The 18,797-nt window shown below is 41.9% G+C and carries 15 protein-coding genes; 4 read left to right on the forward strand and 11 right to left on the reverse strand.

Translation table 11 applies throughout. The features are described from left to right. Positions 1–5: 5 nt before the first annotated feature. Genes AAFF35_RS18340 through AAFF35_RS18350 form a run of 3 tightly spaced genes read left to right on the forward strand, consistent with a single transcriptional unit; the run spans position 6 to position 3,518 of the window. The gene (locus AAFF35_RS18340; protein ID WP_342327981.1) at positions 6–896 is read left to right on the forward strand and encodes a 3-hydroxybutyryl-CoA dehydrogenase; all 891 of its coding nucleotides are present in this window, start codon (positions 6–8) and stop codon (positions 894–896) included. A gap of 35 nt (positions 897–931) precedes the next feature. Continuing rightward, positions 932–1,954 carry a Holliday junction branch migration DNA helicase RuvB gene (gene ruvB / locus AAFF35_RS18345; RefSeq protein ID WP_342327982.1) on the forward strand — a complete coding sequence of 341 codons (1,023 nt, stop codon included), beginning with the start codon at positions 932–934 and terminating at the stop codon, positions 1,952–1,954. Between the two features lie 55 nt (positions 1,955–2,009). Continuing rightward, positions 2,010–3,518, forward strand: coding sequence for a bifunctional GNAT family N-acetyltransferase/carbon-nitrogen hydrolase family protein (locus AAFF35_RS18350; RefSeq protein ID WP_342327983.1), 1,509 nt, complete (start codon positions 2,010–2,012; stop codon positions 3,516–3,518). Positions 3,519–3,586: 68 nt separating this feature from the next. Here AAFF35_RS18350 and AAFF35_RS18355 read toward each other — a convergent pair whose 3' ends face one another. Then, a complete protein-coding gene (locus tag AAFF35_RS18355) occupies positions 3,587–3,799 on the reverse strand; it encodes a hypothetical protein (protein WP_342327985.1) in 213 nt (70 codons plus the stop codon). 81 nt (positions 3,800–3,880) lie between these two features. Here AAFF35_RS18355 and queG point away from each other — a divergent pair, with 81 nt between their 5' ends. Then, on the forward strand, positions 3,881–4,822 hold the full coding sequence (queG, locus tag AAFF35_RS18360) for a tRNA epoxyqueuosine(34) reductase QueG (RefSeq protein ID WP_342327987.1): 942 nt from the start codon (positions 3,881–3,883) through the stop codon (positions 4,820–4,822). Between the two features lie 48 nt (positions 4,823–4,870). On the opposite strand, the gene AAFF35_RS18365 is transcribed toward queG, so the two are convergent. From AAFF35_RS18365 to AAFF35_RS18410, 10 genes are all read right to left on the reverse strand, one after another. After that, positions 4,871–5,434 (reverse strand): TlpA disulfide reductase family protein, encoded by a 564-nt coding sequence (locus AAFF35_RS18365; RefSeq protein WP_342327988.1) that lies wholly within the window; start codon positions 5,432–5,434, stop codon positions 4,871–4,873. Positions 5,435–5,582: 148 nt separating this feature from the next. Further along, entirely contained in the window at positions 5,583–5,990 is a 408-nt protein-coding gene (locus AAFF35_RS18370; protein ID WP_342327989.1) for a hypothetical protein, read from the reverse strand. Between the two features lie 177 nt (positions 5,991–6,167). Beyond that, complete coding sequence (locus AAFF35_RS18375) at positions 6,168–6,512, reverse strand: hypothetical protein (protein ID WP_342327990.1); 345 nt, start codon at positions 6,510–6,512, stop codon at positions 6,168–6,170. A 523-nt stretch (positions 6,513–7,035) separates the two neighbouring features. Then, positions 7,036–7,275, reverse strand: coding sequence for a hypothetical protein (locus tag AAFF35_RS18380; RefSeq protein WP_342327991.1), 240 nt, complete (start codon positions 7,273–7,275; stop codon positions 7,036–7,038). Positions 7,276–7,579: 304 nt separating this feature from the next. Further along, on the reverse strand, positions 7,580–8,095 hold the full coding sequence (locus tag AAFF35_RS18385) for a hypothetical protein (RefSeq protein ID WP_342327992.1): 516 nt from the start codon (positions 8,093–8,095) through the stop codon (positions 7,580–7,582). Continuing rightward, the gene (locus AAFF35_RS18390) at positions 8,088–8,837 is read right to left on the reverse strand and encodes a hypothetical protein (protein ID WP_342327993.1); all 750 of its coding nucleotides are present in this window, start codon (positions 8,835–8,837) and stop codon (positions 8,088–8,090) included. The genes AAFF35_RS18385 and AAFF35_RS18390 overlap by 8 nt, the downstream gene beginning before the upstream one ends. Then, positions 8,834–12,019: a DUF6443 domain-containing protein gene (locus tag AAFF35_RS18395; protein ID WP_342327994.1), complete on the reverse strand. Its 3,186-nt coding sequence runs from the start codon at positions 12,017–12,019 to the stop codon at positions 8,834–8,836. Before AAFF35_RS18395 ends, AAFF35_RS18390 begins: the two co-directional genes overlap by 4 nt. Before the next feature lie 12 nt (positions 12,020–12,031). Further along, a complete protein-coding gene (locus AAFF35_RS18400) occupies positions 12,032–15,433 on the reverse strand; it encodes an RHS repeat domain-containing protein (RefSeq protein WP_342327995.1) in 3,402 nt (1,133 codons plus the stop codon). Between the two features lie 373 nt (positions 15,434–15,806). Further along, positions 15,807–17,669: a M1 family metallopeptidase gene (locus AAFF35_RS18405; protein ID WP_342327996.1), complete on the reverse strand. Its 1,863-nt coding sequence runs from the start codon at positions 17,667–17,669 to the stop codon at positions 15,807–15,809. Positions 17,670–17,749: 80 nt separating this feature from the next. Further along, positions 17,750–18,733, reverse strand: coding sequence for an exonuclease domain-containing protein (locus AAFF35_RS18410; protein WP_342327997.1), 984 nt, complete (start codon positions 18,731–18,733; stop codon positions 17,750–17,752). Positions 18,734–18,797 lie beyond the last annotated feature (64 nt).

Raw genomic sequence — 18,797 nt, forward strand, 5'->3', positions numbered from 1 at the left:
CTTAAATGAAGAACATCGCAGTGATTGGCTCAGGAACAATGGGCAATGGAATCGCACATACTTTTGCGCAATTTGGCTATGAGGTAAACTTAATTGATGTAAATAATGAAGCTTTGGAACGTGCCATCAGTACCATTGGAAAAAATCTGGACCGTCAGGTAGCTAAAGGCACGATTACGGAGGCCGACAAAGCGAATACCTTAAAAAATATCAGCAATTTCACGCAGCTGGCAGAAGGCGTAGCCAATGCAGACCTGATTGTAGAAGCGGCAACAGAAAACCTGGAGCTGAAATTAAAGATCTTTAAAGACCTGGATACTTTTGCCAAACCGGAAGCGATCCTGGCCAGCAATACTTCCTCCATTTCCATCACTAAGATTGCTTCTGTGACCAACAGAGGTGATAAAGTGATTGGCATGCACTTCATGAACCCTGTTCCGGTAATGAAACTGGTAGAGGTGATCAGAGGTTATGCGACCAGCGACGAGACCACTGCCATTGTGATGGACCTTTCTACCAAACTGAGCAAAGCTCCGGTAGAAGTGAACGATTACCCTGGTTTTGTGGCCAACAGAATTCTGATGCCCATGATCAATGAAGCCATCTATACTTTATATGAAAGTGTTGCCGGTGTGGAAGAGATCGATACCGTGATGAAACTGGGAATGGCACATCCTATGGGCCCGCTTCAACTGGCAGATTTCATTGGTCTGGATGTTTGTCTGGCCATTTTAAATGTGCTCCATGACGGATTCGGAAACCCTAAATATGCACCATGTCCTTTATTGGTTAATATGGTGACTGCCGGAAACAAAGGTGTGAAATCCGGAGAAGGATTTTACAACTATGCCAAGGGCGTTAAAGAAGCTGTTGTAGCGTCCAAGTTTAGCAAATAATATCAATTACAAGCCTTTTATACTAACTTTACCCCATGAACGAAAATCTTGATCCCAACTCAGAAAGCTTAACTCCCTTTGAACGTGATATTGAAAAAGTATTGCGCCCGCAGGAATTTGAAGACTTTACGGGACAGGAAAAGATCATGGAGAACCTGAAGATCTTTGTAAAGGCTGCAAAGTTACGCGGAGAACCTTTGGACCATGTTTTACTGCATGGTCCTCCGGGACTTGGCAAGACCACCCTCTCCTACATCATTGCCAATGAAATGGGAGTTGGGATTAAAGTCACCTCCGGACCGGTTTTAGACAAACCCGGAGACCTTGCCGGATTGCTGACCAATCTGGAATCAGGAGACATCTTATTTATTGATGAGATTCACCGCCTGAGCCCGTTGGTAGAAGAATACCTGTATTCTGCAATGGAGGATTTCAAGATCGACATCATGCTGGAAAGTGGCCCTAATGCCCGTTCCGTACAAATTACCCTCAACCCTTTTACCCTGGTTGGCGCCACTACCAGGTCAGGATTATTAACGGCACCATTAAGGGCAAGGTTCGGCATCAACTCCCGTCTGGCTTATTATGATGCAAAACTGTTAACCACCATTGTTTTAAGGTCATCAGACATCCTGAAAACGCCGATCACCGAAGAAGGTGCTTATGAGATTGCCCGCAGAAGCAGAGGGACGCCCCGTATCGCTAATGCGCTGTTGAGAAGAACCCGTGATTTTGCACAGATCAAAGGAAACGGACAAATCGATACAGAGATTGCGAGGTATGCCTTAAGGGCCTTAAATGTGGATGAGCATGGGCTGGATGAAATGGACAATAAAATCCTGGTGACCATCATTGATAAATTCAAAGGAGGTCCGGTAGGTCTGAAAACCATTGCCACTGCTGTTGGCGAGGATGAGGGGACAATTGAAGAAGTTTATGAGCCATTCCTGATACAGGAAGGATTCCTGATGCGTACTTCACGCGGAAGGGAAGTAACCGAAGCAGCTTATAAACACCTGCAAAAGAACTTCCCCGGACAAACAGGAAAACTATTTTAACAAATCCGCCCATTTAGGCATCATTTCTGTTCTTATTAGCTAAATTTAGCTGATTATGAATATAGAAACAAGAAAACTTACCTTAGCGGATTACAATGATTTAAAAGAATCAATGCAACAGGCTTATGATACCCTGGGCGGACAGATATGGAGCAAGAGCAGCATTGAAAGATTACTTAAATTATTTCCCGAAGGTCAGCTCTGCATTGCTGTAGACGACAAAGTGGTGGCTTGTTCCTTATCAATCATTGTAGACTACGATGAATATGGCGATAAACATACCTATAAAAATATTACCGGCGATTACTCCTTCTCTACCCACGATGCTGAAGGAGATGTATTGTATGGGATAGAAATATTTGTAAGCCCTGAATTCAGGGGGTTAAGACTGGGCAGAAGGTTGTATGAAGCGAGAAAAGAGCTTTGCGAAAGCCTGAACCTGAAAAGCATCATCGCCGGAGGAAGAATCCCACGCTACCATGAATATGCGGAAACCCTGAGCCCCAGACAATACATTGATAAGGTTAAAGCGAAGGAAATCTTCGACCCTACCCTGACCTTCCAGATCTCCAATGATTTTCACGTCAGGAAAGTACTTAAAAATTACCTGCCCGGAGATCATGAATCCAAGGATTATGCGACCCTGCTGGAATGGAACAACATTTACTACCAGGGAATAGATGCTTCGGCACGCTCGGCGAAAACCATCAGAATCGGACTGGTACAGTGGCAAATGCGTTTGTTCCCGGATATTGAAGCTTTTTATGAACAGGTGGAGTTCTTTGTAGACGCTGTGAGTGGATACAAATCAGATTTCATCATGTTCCCGGAGTTTTTTAACACGCCTTTATTGCAACCTTATAATCACCTCCCGGAAATGGAAGCCATGCGTAAACTGGCAGAACAGACGGAAGAAATCGTGAATAAAATTCAGGAATATGCAGTTTCTTACAATGTAAATGTGATTTCGGGAAGTATGCCGATTATAGAGAACAATAAACTCTACAACGCAACTTATCTATGTCATAGAAGCGGAAAAACGGAAGAATACCGTAAGATCCACATTACCCCGAACGAGCAGAAATACTATGGAATGGTGGGTGGCGATAAGATCCAGGTCTTTGATACGGATTGTGGAAAGATCGGAATCCTGATCTGCTATGATGTGGAATTTCCTGAACTGAGTAGAATTTATGCCGATCAGGGCATGCAAATCCTGTTTGTACCCTTCCTTACAGATACTCAGAACGGCTATACCAGGGTAAGAAGATGTGCACAGGCCAGAGCTATTGAAAACGAATGTTATGTGGCCATAGCAGGATGTGTAGGTAATTTACCGAAGGTGAACAACATGGACATCCAGTTCGCACAATCGGCTGTATTTACCCCTTCAGACTTTGCCTTTCCTACCAATGCGGTAAAAGCAGAAACAACGCCAAATACAGAAATGATGCTGGTTGTCGATGTAGACCTTCACCTGTTGGATGAACTTCACCATTTTGGAACCGTAAAGATTCTTAAAGATCGACGTAAGGATCTTTATGAAGTGAGGTTGCTTAAATAAAAAAAACCATCGGAATGCTTTTACTTTCTGGTAGCAGCATTCCGATATTTCCAGTGGTCTTTCCTTAATTAAGGATGTCTGAAAAATAACCAATAGATCAGCAATGCAAGCACCAATATCGGAATGATCCATTTCAATATCGGGCCGGCTCCATTCTTATCATATTCATTAACCGCCTGAGGTGAAGGACCGGGATTATCCTGATGTTTAGCATAATTCGTTTCTATTGGCACATGCGGCTTTAGTGGATCCTCTTTGTGTTGTGGATTATTGTCTTCCATGATTTCCAATTTTTGTTCCTTTATCATAACAACAGCCGATCTCCTAAAAGGTTTTCCAGCTAAATCCTATCTTTGTACCCGATGTTGAACAATTCCGCGAAATACAGCAAGATGATTAAAGCCGAAGCCTTGAGGCTGGGCTTCATGCAATGCGGAATTGCCAAAGCAGGATTTCTGGAAGAAGAAGCCCCCAGGCTAGAGAAATGGCTGGAAAATAACCACCATGGGGAAATGGCTTATATGGAAAATCATTTCGACAAAAGGCTGGATCCAAGGCTATTGGTAGAGGACTCGAAATCAGTCATCTCGCTTACCCTCAATTATTTTCCGGAAGAAAGACAGTCAGATCCTGATGCGCCCAAAATATCGAAATACGCTTACGGCACGGATTATCACCTCGTGATTAAGGATAAGCTCTTTCAACTGCTTAACTTTATTTCGGAAGAGATCGGCGAAGTTAGCGGACGTGCTTTTGTAGATTCCGCTCCGGTGATGGACCGGGCCTGGGCAAAACGTGCAGGCATTGGCTGGATTGGTAAAAATAGCAACCTGATCAATAAAAAGAGCGGTTCTTTCTTTTTCCTGGCTGAACTGATCATAGATCTTGACCTGGAATACGATCAGCCTTTTGAAACAGACCATTGTGGAACCTGTACCAAATGTATCGATGCCTGCCCTACCGATGCGATCTTATCCCCCTTTATTATCGATGCTAAAAAATGTATTTCTTACCTGACCATAGAGCTGAGAGAAGAAATTCCGCAATCCTTTAATGATAAGATGGAAAACTGGATGTTTGGTTGTGATATTTGTCAGGATGTTTGTCCCTGGAACCGTTTTTCAGTGCCTCATTCGGAACCTAAGTTTCAGCCCAATGAGCACCTGCTGCAGATGAAAAAGGAAGATTGGCTGGACATTACTGAAGATGTGTTTAAAGCCATTTTTAAGAACTCTGCGGTGAAGCGGACAAAGTTTAAAGGGCTGACCAGAAACATAGATTTCATCAAAACTGCTCCTAAATAAAAAGGTGCTCAGGAATTGATCCAAAGCACCTTCTATGTTTGATTAAGCTTACTTGATCAGCTTGTCAATAAATCCGGTAATCTCCGGATCGCTATAATCTGCAGCTCCTAAATGATGAAATGCCAGTTTACCTGATTTATCCAGGATGACCGTAGTTGGCATTGAGCCTGCAAAATATTCCTTTGGAACTTCACTTTCCGGTAAATAAACAGGAAGTGTATATCCGTTCTTTTTCATAAAATCGCTGGCTTGTTTATATTTTCCATCTACGTCAACCATGATAAAGACCACCTGCTCATTGTCTTTATACTTGGTATACAAAGCCTGAATAGATGGCATTTCGGCAATACATGGAGGACACCAGGTAGCCCAGAAGTTGACAAAAACAACTTTTCCTTTTAATTCCGCAAGGCTGATGGATTTTCCTTTCCCATCCGCAAAAGTAACTTGCTCTCCACCGGGTACAGCCACAGCTGCATTTGTTTCCGGTTCTGAGCTTTTGGGTATTGCAGGTGCCTGAACCAAACCGATTTTCATGAGGTTTTGAATGACCCATCCTTTAGCCTCCGGGCTAAATATAATGGTGAGTACAAATAGTACAGCTACTGCCATACCCATGTTTGAAATTGTAAACCAGCTCTTTTTATTTGTATTGTTATCTTGATCTTTTATTGAAGTCATGGGGTATATTTATGAGATTATTACTGAATTCATTCGCCTCGCTAAATATTGGAGGACAATTAATTTTAAGAATGAAATCCTATAGGAGCAATAAACTATGCTGCAGGAAAATAGACGTTTTTGGCCGGCGAAACCAGGAATACGGAATCGGAAGCTGTGCAAATCTTTTATCGGCGGCAAGAAGAGAAATCAAAAATCCAGGTAAGATGAAAAACAAAAACGGCAGCATAGTGGCTTCGCTTGTCTGAGTTCTCGATTTTAGTTGTACCGCTGCTCTTAAACTGTTCTGCATTTTACAATCAGCTGTTTTAACTTCCGGTTTTACCCTGATCGGAGTAACACTTTTTGTCGTTGCTGCAGCAACTGACGGCTCAAAAACGGAAGCAGAGAAAAAGTAGATGATGCCCTGTTTCAAAGCACATGAAGATGGCAGACATAAGGTCAGCAATAAAAAAAACGCTAAGGTACGCCTGAATAATCTGTTCATGAGGTACAAAAATAAAGATTTAAACCATAAATTCAGGGTTTCCGCTATGGATTTACGGTTTTGACATATAAGCGACATGCATAGATTCCCATACAGATCAGTAGTTTATAACGAAGGTCGCAATGTAATTCCCCAATCTTCTCTAATCAACCATTGATATTTAGAATTTTCTAAGGGTCATGTAAGCTCTTCAAAATTACTCTCCTCCATTTTATGCAGCCATTTTTTATAGATATTAAAGATTTCTTTCATCTCTTCTTTGTTCCAATTGCTGACAGTGCCCATGCTGGTATTAATTAACACCGGACTAATGGCTACATTATGACCAAGCAACATCATACTCAATGAATACAAGGCTTCTACTGAAAATGAAATATTTTCTTTGGCCATCAAAGTCTTATTTTTTGAACTTCCTATATCTGTTCCATAGCTCTTATCACTTGTCTGCTTACAGCCCTGAAACGAAAAATATGCTTTCAATACTGCAACCCGGTCTACTCTTGTATAAGACAATCTGTCCATAATCTCTCGATCATCCAAAGTGATAAACTCCATATCTTTCTGCAATAGCTTTCTCTCCTCTCGCAGTATGATATGTTGTTTAAAGGTATTGGAGGGAGAAGGTAAGGTATTTCGATTGAAAAGCGCCTGATTCCTTATAGATGGAGCATGATGAGCAGATTAGGAGGACCAGAATTGACACCATTCTCCGGTCATAAAATTTCGCAATAATAGCTCTAGTATTAAAATTTGGGTTCATAATACAGACCATTTATTTTTGATTTAATGACCTCATGTTCCTCAGGCAATGCTAAACGCACTGTAGTCCATATCTTGTTGTCTTTTACTTTTTTTTTAAAGTTCGAGAAGATGCATCAGAAATGCTGAATTAATCGTATCCTTATAAGAAGCAACCATAATGGTTTTTATATTTCTGGAACTTTTTTGATGTAAAACATTTTTCCCGAAGAATTCCTGCTCAACGCCTTTTGGAATGCTAAATACCCGATTGGGTTGAAGGCCGATGTATTCAGGCTCATCACCATCAAAAAATGAATGTGGCCTCCGGCATAGAATAGAAATAAAAATTATTAGCTGAATCAATGATAAAAGTATATGCGGCATATTTCACTTTAGGTGGTACGATCACCACTGTGGAATCATCCAGAGAAATCTTGCTTAGACTGTCATTCTTTGAAATGATAAAGGGATCACTACCTGAATGACCACAAGCGGCTAATAAAAAAACAAGGATCACAGAAAGAAAAAGAAGACTTCTAATCATATTACATCAAAGTTATTTTAGCATTATAAAGAGCGCCTATCATAATAAAACAATAGGCCAATATACCTTTTTAAAGGTCTTACAGGTTGCGATCAAAGCATTAGAATTAACAGGCGATATCCAACCATAATCAGGGCTTTGCAATAGAGATTTTTAACACATCCAAACCTTCTACTCTTATAGTCTTTATCATAGAAAGTCTATAAGAAACAGGACTAGAAAGTGTAAAGGTTCTTTTTTGTATGGCCCGAAATTAGTTTTATTTCTCGTCTATTTTGAACAAATTTTACTTTTTTGGCGATTATCATTCCTTTACTAGGATGGAATTAAAAAAGGTCTCTTTCTCATTGGGTTTAATATTCTTTTTTAAGTACCAACATTCAAAAGTGTATAGAGTATCCTTAGTTAACAATAAGAAACAAAAACGTTCCTTACTATCACTTGTTAAATAAGCAATCTCTTTTCCAATGTGGTTTCCGATTTTTACTGTTTTTGTTGATAATAATATTTGATTACCATGAGCAATTTTGCCATTGATGACTTGACTTAAAAATGTATCAGCTGGCTTAATTTCCCCAGAGTTTTGCTGTTTCAATTGGGATGAAGAATCTGAAAAGACCTTTATAGCAACTCCCACCATTAACGCATAATCCTCTGCTCTATAAAAGTACATTTCTTTCCCCTGAATTTCTTTCTTAATTGGCAATGATGGAAAATTAACCGACACTTCGTCATTTATTATGATAGTTTTCCATGGCTGAGCATTCGAAATAGAATTCGAAAAAATTAATATCATTAACAGGATGTTTATTTTATTCATAATTGATTTCACTTAATTTTTCTACTGTCTCAATTTCACTCGGCGCAGACCAACGCCGTTTGTAAGAGTCTTCGATATCTTCCATTCCTCTATATCCCCATTTCCCAGTAATGAAATTCTCTAGTTTAAAATAACAATTTTGATTATTAAGAACTCTTACGAGGGCTAATTGTGTATCAGGATTCAAGAGCTGCTTATTTCGATACAGCGCCCAAGCTGCCCTAATATCTGGGTGCCTTTTAATAAGATATTCTCCTACAAGCACTATGAAATTCAATCTGTATTTCGGAAATATCTTTCTATTTTTCAGCTGTTTATAAATTTGATCTATTTCCTCAGATGTTCGGGATATGGATTCAGTACTATTAATGCCTATCTCTAATTCTCTGATTAGTTCATCTTTAAATTCTGGTAATTTTTTAATTTTCTCAGCGTTCTTAAAAAAGAAGCTATTGATGTCTTCATTTGTGGGAAAATAAGAGTCCGTTATCCATCTATCCAACACTTTTTTGTCTTTGGTTAATAGTGCTTTTCCAAATGGATTTATTGGAATTACAACATAAGAAAGGTCTTGCAATTTATAAACCTGCCCTAAATTGTATGAAATGGTCATTAAAAACTGAGTATTTTTAGCCAATTTCAGATCATTTGCTTTTGACCATTCTAGTATTTCGTAATTTGCTTGCATCTCTTGTAAGTTAATAGCGGACTGCAACATAAAAAAAAATAGAATCATTTTCATTTTTTGGGAGATATGTAATTCGTTTTCATTTCGCCACCCACCATCTGATATTGAGCCCAATATTGAGTTATAGTGACACCATTGTTTTTAGCATAGTTCACTAACTGTTGGCTCAAATTTACTCCATAAGTAGTAATAATGATAATTTCACTTACTTTAGCTCTTTTAGCCGCTTGAATTTGAACCTTCAACTGCCCATCAAAAGAACCTTTACCAATATTATTTTGGGTAGCCTTCAACTCATAAAAGCTTTCAATTTCGTAAAAAGAGCTAATCTTTGCACCTATTTTTTTACCGACACTGTAAGACAAGCCAAGAAAATCTGGGATAGTATAATCAAAATCACCTTGAAGTTTAAGAGGATTTTTGATCACTCTGAAATTATCCATTGTACAATTCTCATCTATAAAATCTTCAAAAAGTTCTTCGAAGACAGCCCCAGTTTTATTTTGCAATTGTCCAATACCACAGCCCTTACATTTAGTGTTTTTTACATAATTTAATAGTGTTGATTTATCTAAAGGCTGCCATTTACCTTGTGATGAAAAATCAGATGCACGATTTTTTAAGCGATTTAAAACCGAAGTAATCTCATCTAAATCAGAGGTTGTAAAATTACCATTTGCATCATATGCCCACATCCCGTCTGGGTCAATGAAACGAATAGGATTACCCATAGCATACGAATAAGGGCTCCATTTCCGTCCTAATTCTGCCAATGGGTCAATGACATTCCACCGTCCAACTACCGGGTCATAAAGCCGTGAACTGTAATCGTACTGTTCCAATCCGCCTTGCAGTTCCTTGCCATTATAAAGATAATTATTTTTTGCCCCAAGCAGGTAGCTGTTAAACGTCTTTCCAAACGGATAATAGTCATCATGCTGCACATCCCTTACTGCCCCGCTGTAGATGTCAAAGCTCAGACGGGTATTCCCCAGATGGTCCTGAAGGTTATATTCATACAGATAGCTGGCCCCACTTTTCCTTGCCCTTCCTTCTTCGGTCTGAATGAAATCTATCGCCCCTGAAGTGTAATGAATACCATCAATATAATCTTTCGTTACCCCGGCATTTACCGATCTCAGTTTTCTTCCTGAGGCATCATAGGTATAGGTGATTGACATTCCTCCGCTTACTGTCTTTGGCAGGTTCAGGTAGTTGTAGGTAAAGGTATTGGTGCCATCGGTTAGTACATTCCCATTTAAATCATAGGTGTAAGTCCTGCTGACCCCACCACTCACACTGCTCAGCCTGTTTCCGCTATAACTGTAAGTCTGGGCGGTACCATTGTCCCTGGTCAGTGTCAGGATATTTCCCATCGCATCATAGCTGATGTTCTTTTCGTCATTTCCTGTACCAGAGATCCCTGATAGCAGCCGGTTCAGCTGATCATAATTATATGTGTAGTTCTTCGTCAGGCTTCCCGGTGTTCCCCAGAGCTGCCCGGTAATGTCTCCGTTATACCTTGGTGTAGTCCCATCGTTGTATTTCAGCTGCATGGCAAAGAGTGCTGCACTTTTCCCTGTCAGCCATCCCCTGGAGTTGTAGGACATGGTGGTCGTGTGCAACCCATTATTCAGTTTTTTCGTGAGCAACTGTCCCAGTTCGTTATAACCCAATTCTGAAAGCAAAACCTCGGCATCGGTATTGATCTTTTCATAAGTTTTGGTTTTCCTTCCGGCGTGGTCATATTCATAACGCATGGCAACGGTCACACTGCCCCCGCTGCTGGTATGTGTCCGGGTACTGGCCGTCAGTTCATCAGCAAAGTTCCAGGTATTCACCACCCGGTCCGTTCCTCCGAGCTGGTGATCGCTGACGCTTTCCTTCAACCTCCCCCTTTCATCATAATAATTCACCGTCAGCAGCATCGTTGACGTACCCAGGATATTCACCTTACTCCCCGTAGCCAGTCCCTGGGTACGGCTGGTGACCGTCTGGGTGGCATTATAGGTACTGGTCTTCCCCGGGATGGTATAATTGTTATAATAACTGATCAGTAAGGTCTGGCTAAGTGTCGAAGGATAGGTGTTTGCCGTATACCCTGTCCCTGTGGCAATCCGGGTTTCCCACAAATCGGGATCTGCATCCACAGCGGCCTGTTGTGTACTGCGGTAAGCGGTATTGGGCGTACTTCCGGTATGGTCGTAAATCCCGGTCATCACCTGCCTTCCGGTATTATCGTATTTAAAGACCGTCCACTGCTGGGGAGAAATGGACCGCTGCATGGCGTCCTGGCTCATCACCAACCTGCCCGTCTTGTTGTACACCAAGAACTCCCAGCCTTTCCCCGGGATCTTCTTCTCGGTCACCAGTCTTTTTCCGTTATACCGGTAAGCATAGATGAACTGGTCAAATCCTGCATCACTTTCAACAAAGCTGGTTGCCGTAAATCCCGGTGGAATCACATAACGGAGGTTGCTGAGTTCATCATAGACGTAATAAGTATTCAGGAAACTGCCCCCATTCTGAAGCCGTTTTAACACTACCCTTCCCTGGTAGTCCTTATACTCCATCGTCTTGTTCCCGTTTTCATCCGTCAGGGTGTCCACATACAGCCTCGCCTTGGGATAATAGCTGCTTCCGGTAGCACCATTACTGGTTACGACCCATTTTCTCACATCATTAACTGCATTTGCAGCATAACCTTTACGGAGGGTATGCGTCCCGCCAATCTTCCAGTCTCCTCCCGGAAAGCCTTCCTGCTGTACCCGGTCCAGCGGAGAAGCTTCGAACTTTGTTTCCGAATAAGCGACCTGTCCTGATCCTGAGGGAATACTGATTACACCGGAAGGCGGGCTGTTGTAAAATGATTGCTGACTGCTGATTGCTGCAGCCCGGTAATTACCGGTGGAAGTTCCGTTATCCGTGTAGGAAAGATATTTCTTTACTTCACGCCCGTAATTATCATAGGCAAAAGGCTGGATCATATCCTTTCCTAGTGGACTGCCCTGGTACTGGACATTCTGTAAGGGACGCCTAAGCCCGTCCAGGTAGGCAATACCCACCCTTGCCTTGGTTTTATCGGAGATGACTGCATTCAGCGCAGCTTCTGTGGTGATGCCACTGACCAGCACTTTAGCCGTTTTTACATAATTCTGATCGGCAGACTGTGCCAGGGTAAATAAAGGAGCCATTAAAACCATTAACAGCATCCTGAATATGGAAATGTATTTCATGGTGGAGCGCATTTAAGGTTTATAATGGTACCACAGGTGATCTTTTATGTCATTGTCCGCGTTTTTTGTCCGCTTCAACCGACCAAAAACATCATATTCATAATACACCGTTTCTCCCCTGGGGTCAGTCATACTGGTCATTCCTTTCAGCACGGCATAAGTATAACTGGTCACTTCTGCATCAGGGTTCGAAGAGGCCAGGCTGGTACGGATTTTATTCAGTTCCGTACGCATGGCCGCATCGCCGGAGGGGTTATTGATTACGGTGGTATCGACCAGTGCCATCACTGTGGCGTAAGTACTTCCGGTAATCCTGGCCACGATATACCTTTTCTGATAACCCCAGACCAGCACTTCCTTCAATTCTCCTTCCTTTCGCTGTTCCACCACATTGCCATAACTGTCATATTTATCAAAGAGAATCCTGCGCTCATACCTGTTGTCCTTACTGGCCGTACTTACCGTAAAAACGGCGGGACTAAAATCGTTCAGCCCTGCGGTATTGTTCAGGCTGTATGCCGTATCCGGAACCGGAAGCTCCGGTTTATAGGAAACCAGCTGTGCCATGGTCACCTTTCCGCTTCCTCCTGCAGTTTTTTCCTCCACATAAGTTTCTATCGGGCTGGTGATGACATGTTTATCCTGCAGGTTTTTAATGCCTTTGGAAAAGGCAATGGAACTTGTGCCTGAAATCGTGTAATCATAAGGGTATTTAAAACGGGTAATGCTGCTGTCTCCTACAGAATTCACCTTAACTATTGCTGAAGGGTTTGCAAATCCGGCATTGAGGTAGCTGTATTTAGTGAGCTCTTTCAGGGTATCTGTGCCGTTAAAATAATAGGCCGAGTCCAGCACCGGAACGAACTTGTCCTGCGTAAAATGGTAAGTTCCCCAGCTGGTTCCATAATTCACATCAGGACTGCCTGGAAGTGCATTGATGGAAAGAAACAGGGAAGTGTTCTGCAGGGAGCCGCTGGCCAGATTCGCAAACCGGTGTACCTCCTGCTTCATCTTTTTGCCCGAACCATCCTGGTACCATACCCTTTTCATCCTTCCCCGCCAGGAAGATTTACTATTGCCTGCCCTGTCAAAAACGGATTGGTCGCCCAGAGCAGTAAAATAAAACTGATCTTCATACCCGTCGAACAGGGAATCTGCATTTACATCGCTGTAGCCATTGGTAAACTGCATGACCGTTTTACGCCCGTCATTCATGGTTTCGGTCACCTGTGCATAACCTACCGTTCCGCCTTTTCCATTACCTAAAGGGACCATCGTACTCTGGTTCAGCAGAAAAAAAGTACAGATCTGGGGATCAAAAATCCCCTCTATCGGCGGGTAATACCTGATCCTTTGTTCGCCCCAGTGAATTTTCGAGGTCAGGTTACAAAATGGGATTTCAGACACGCCAGAGGTGATCCCTTTATAACTATAGTCATAATTCTTTTCAAAAGAGGAACTGTTTACCGGGCTGGTAAAAGTGATCTTTTTAATCCGGAGCCCGCCGGCATTATAGATGTGGTAATTAAAAGGTCCCTGACTCCGGCCGGGCCGTTTGTATTTAAACTGGTTGGTCACTTTAATGCCCGCACTGAATCCATAAGCCAGAATTTCCGTTTCCATTTTATACCTTCCTTCAGTCAGGGACACCGAAGGGTTTTGGGTAGACGTCCCGTTAGGTTTAACAAATCCAAAACCGATGCCGGGGTTTGGAGCGCCGATGCCCGTTACCGGATTGAAACTCCAGGTATTCAGCAGGTCAAAAACACCTGTGCCTTCATTATACTTATAGAGCCTTGCGATACTCAAAGCGCCAAATCCACCATTATAGACATAATTCTGGTAATCGGTCCAGCTGTTGATATTTGGCGACATCCCCAGCTTGGTTTCAAAAGTTGCGGTCTGGTTTTGGTGCAGGATAAATTCAGCACTGTTGTTCGTGCTGGGGTAATTACTGGAGCTTCCCAGCTGCCTGAGCGAGTCCATCGCCATGGCCATACGTTCATCCGATTCCGGGACAACAGGATAGGCATAGTCATTGCCTTCATATTCGAACTCAGTCTTCCCTCCTGTAGGATAACTGACACTTTTCAATGCACCGACCCGGGCGTATTTATAATCCGGATTTTTGAAGCTGCTGTTGTAGGCAGAGCCCAGGTTAACCACCGTGCCGTGAAGGTTTTTAAACCTGATAAAAAAAGGCTGGTTCTGAGGGCTTAAACTCTTTTCTTCCCCGTTATAATAGCCCCAGAAATCGGTTCCCAGGTTGTTTACCCCGGGCATTTTCCGACCCATATACGGACCAAAATAGCTGAAACGGTAGGCTGGCTCATCGTTGATATTCACACTGTCCAGCAGCATTTTTTTGGCCAGGCTGTCGCTGGTACTGTCACTATAGGTATAGGTAAACCGCGCCCTGCTGACCATCGTTGTTCCGTTAAACATTTTAATGCTGTCCAGCCGGATCTTATAAACATCGGTCCGGGAACTGTTGTTCCGGTAAAACTTCAGGGTATCGGTTTTATGAATGATCGATTTGATCAGCAGGTTATTGGTTTTAATCAGTTCGGGAAGTCCGGCCACGCCAATCACATCGTCACAATCGGGATTCAGAAGAAACTGGACCTGAGGGGAACGGTCCTCATACCGTATAAATTCATATTGCTCCGTTGGATAATAGTTCATCCGGTAACAGTTGTTTCCTTCACTCTCATATTTAAACTCGATCACTTCATTTTTAAAAGGTAGCCGGATCCTGGTGAGGTACCAGGCACTGGAATAGGTGTATCCACTGCTCATGGTATTGGTCTCGGAAACATCAAAGTAATATTCGGTTCCCTTTTCATCAATGAACTTAAACTTATCTGCCGTGTATTCCGCATACAGGTTATTTACATCCTTCATCAACACTTTTCCATCACTGGTAAAGCTGAAACTGCCGCTAAGGCCCAGGAAGTTAAAATAAAACTCATCGCATTCCGTATCTACTTTTGCCATGCTGTTTTCGTTTTCCACGTTCAGCATTCTGCGTCGATCGGGAAAAGTACCGGGAACATAAGCCGCGCCCAAACCGGGAAGTCCACGGACAATCCTGGTCACCGACCCCCCGGCGTTCAAACTGAACCCCGCACCTACCCATCCGGGAATCTCCCTTGGTTTCACCCCGGAAGCATGGTAACTCAGGGAAACAGGAACACTAAAATCCTTGGTTTTCAGTTCATACAAAGGCACACTGACCTCGGGAATCCCACTGTAATAACCCACCGGCATTTCTACATATTTTCCCAGTGCTGCCGCCTGAGGGGATAAAGGCTGGGTAACGGTGGTTAATAAATCAACCTGCGCTGTACTGTTCAAAGGGACTAATAAAACAGACAGCACAAATAAAGCAAGCGCGTACAATCTTTTTTTCATCGTTTTAGAGTTTGGCGTTAAACGGCTGTGATCTGGTAACCATTGATTATCAACAGCCTGACGATGTCTAATCTATAGACAAATATTTAAAAGAAAAATATATTACCAATTATTTTAAAAACAATGTTTTTATAAAAAAATCAATAAAGTTTATAATTAAAATATTATTTTCAATAATAAACAAAAAAATGATGTAAGTATAAATATATATACGATAGAAAAAATATGCAAGAAAAAGAAAACAGATTTATTTAATCCCTTACCTGCCTTACTAAGTTCGGAATATATCTAAAAAGTTAACAGGGCCAAATGGGTCAAAACAAAAAAGAGGATAACTAAAAGCTATCCTCTTTAAAATAAGTATCTATTGAAACTATAAACTTAACACGTTATCCGATTTATCTTTATCCGGTACATGAGCGCTTCCCATTTCTATCTTCTTCAGGTTTTTATCTCCAGTAACTTTAATACTAATCTTCTGATCTCCTTTTTCCCAAACCCCAATACTCTGATGAATCTGTTTCGTTGAACCATCTTCATATGTCAGTAAAAGATCTATCGGCAAAGGTTTATTGCTTTTATTTTCAATCACGATTTCATACTCTTCTCCTACTTTATTCGCAGAAACAATTCCCAGATCTGTTACACCTTCTTCAAAGAACCAACGTTTCCAGAACCAGTCCATGTTTTTACCGGAACCTTCATTCATGCTGTAAAAGAAATCGAAAGGCATCGGGTGTTTTCCCTGCCATTGTCCTATATAGTGGTGTAAAGCTTTATGGAACAAGTCATCGCCCAGATAATCCTTTACAAAAAGATAACCCAGACCTGGCTTAGGATAAGAATTGGTGAATGAACCTACGCCTTTAAGTTCTGTACTTAACGTAACGATTGGAACATCGTCTTTAGAACCCGAAGACATTGCCGTTGGTGCCACACCATATTCATCTACCATTGTCGTATCAATCATCGGTCCGATCAGCCACTCGCCGATTGTTGCCCAACCTTCATCCATCCAGGCATATTTCGTTTCATTCGTTCCCATATAAAAAGGGAACATCGTATGAAAGATTTCATGAACCGTCAGTGTAATCGCATCCTGTCTTTTTTCTACCGGGTTATCATTTACCATCATTGGATATTCCATCTGGTCAAGACCATCAAAAATCGTCTCATGCGCATAGGGATATGGCCATTTAGGAAAAACAAAGCTCATCGCATGAACCGTTTTACGGGCAAAATCAATCACCTCATAATAGTCCTTATGAATCGGATTAAAGGCAGCATCTACCCTCGTCCTTCTTCCGGTTAGCGAATCCACCACCAGGCTGCTCGACTTCCACAAGTAATGATCACTCGTAGCAAATACGAAATCCGTTACATTTTTAGCTTCAAATTTCCAGGTATTGTAAGCCTGGTCGGCAGTAACGGCCTTATTCTGCAGGTCTTTATCATCAACCACATCGATTACTGCATCTTCCTTTTCTGCTTTGGCCAATCGCTCTGCAATGTCCTTCTTCAGCACCTGTTTCGCGTTCAGCAAATCCCCCGTAGCCCAGACTACAAAGTTTTTAGGAACCGTGATTTCTCCTTTGAAATTGCAGAAATCATTATAAAACTCTACATCTCCAGTATAAGGGAATTTGTTCCATCCATCCACATCATCATATACGGCAATGCGGGGGAAGAAGTAAGCTACAAAATGAGAACCTTCATCCACTTGCCCCGTTCTCATGTGAGAACCTTTATTCAGGTCGTATTTGTATTCAATTTTCAACTTAATGTGTTTCCCCGGAGCCAATGCAGCGATTGCTGCCTGCATATTTGTTCCTTCAATCGTCATCGCCTGCTGGTCAAGCTTGCGGCCATCAGCCTGCATAGAAAGAATGCTTACACCTTCATTCAAGTCCCGGTCGTTAAACTTCGTTTTTCTTTCCACGCCCTTTTTATACAGATTTGGATAAAGCTTAAACCACAGCTGTTTCAGTGTATCCGGACTATTATTATAATAAACAACATCTACCACACCTTTTAGCTCCCTGCTGGAAGGGTTAAAGTTCACCTTCAAATCATAATTGGCGGTATTCTGCCAATATTTAGGGCCCGGTTTACCGGTCACTGCCCTTGTTCCTTTCGCATACGCAGCCTGAATTTCAGCAGGAACAGGCAGATCCTGTTGTGCAGCAACCAAACCGGACCAGCATATTGATACCAGCAAAAATGAGATCTTCTTCATAAGTATATTTTGTTTTAACAAAAAAAGAGGTTGCCGGAATTTAATCCTGACAGCCTCTTTATATTTTTTAAGGATTGATGTTATTTTCCAAACTTCATTTTCAGTTGCTCTAACATATCATTAGTCACATCAACAGCAGGCTTCGACTTTTTTTGAGGCGCAGCTGATGGATTAGGCCTGGCACCAGGATTAGCACCTGGATTTGCCTTCGGCTTATTAGCCACCGACTGCTGTTGCTTTTCCTGCTTTAGCTGTTCCTTTTTTTTGTTCCAGCGGGTCCAGATCTCTTCTAATTTTTTCTTGGTATAAAGCGGGAAATCTCCCTGTTTCATCCATGCATAATAACTTGGCTCCGTATCAAATACCTGTTCTACCGTTTTACCTTTATGTTTACCAAAGTTGAAGATCTCCTGATCCTGCTCATTGAAAACCATTCTTCCGGCAAAATCTACCGGCTTATTCATATTGGTAAAAGTATGCAGTGCATCAACATCATTCTTTACCGGTTTAGAGATCTTACCTTGTTTATCTTCGAACTCAGTGTCGCTGTAACGCTCAATCTGAGCAAGCAACACATGGTAAGTAGCGGTAATATCTGCTTCGGCAGAATGCGCATTAATAATGTCTTTATCGCAATAAAACTTATAAGCAGCACGTAACGTGCGTTGTTCCATCTGGTGAAAAATATTCTGAACATCGACAAATTTCCTGTCAGACATATCAAAATCTACTCCTGCTCTTAAAAATTCTTCCAGCAATACCGGAATATCGAATCTGTTGGAATTGTACCCTGCAAGGTCTGCATCTCCAATGAACGCTGCAAGTTCAGCAGCTACATCTTTAAAGGCAGGCTCATTCGCGATGTCCTTATCATAGATCCCGTGAATCAGGGAAGATGCCAGAGGAATCGGCATTTCAGGATTAATGCGCATTGTTTTGATCAGCTCCGACCCATCGGGCATCGCTTTTAAAATGGCAATTTCAACAATACGATCTGCACCTACATTTACACCTGTAGTTTCCAGATCAAAAAAAGCAAGAGGGCGGTTTAAATTTAATTTCATTAGTATATGTTGCTATTTTTAAAGGTTTGAATCCCCGGGAATTCATTTCATAACACTTTCGTAG

The organism is Pedobacter sp. FW305-3-2-15-E-R2A2, assembly GCF_038446955.1.
GTDB lineage: Bacteria > Bacteroidota > Bacteroidia > Sphingobacteriales > Sphingobacteriaceae > Pedobacter.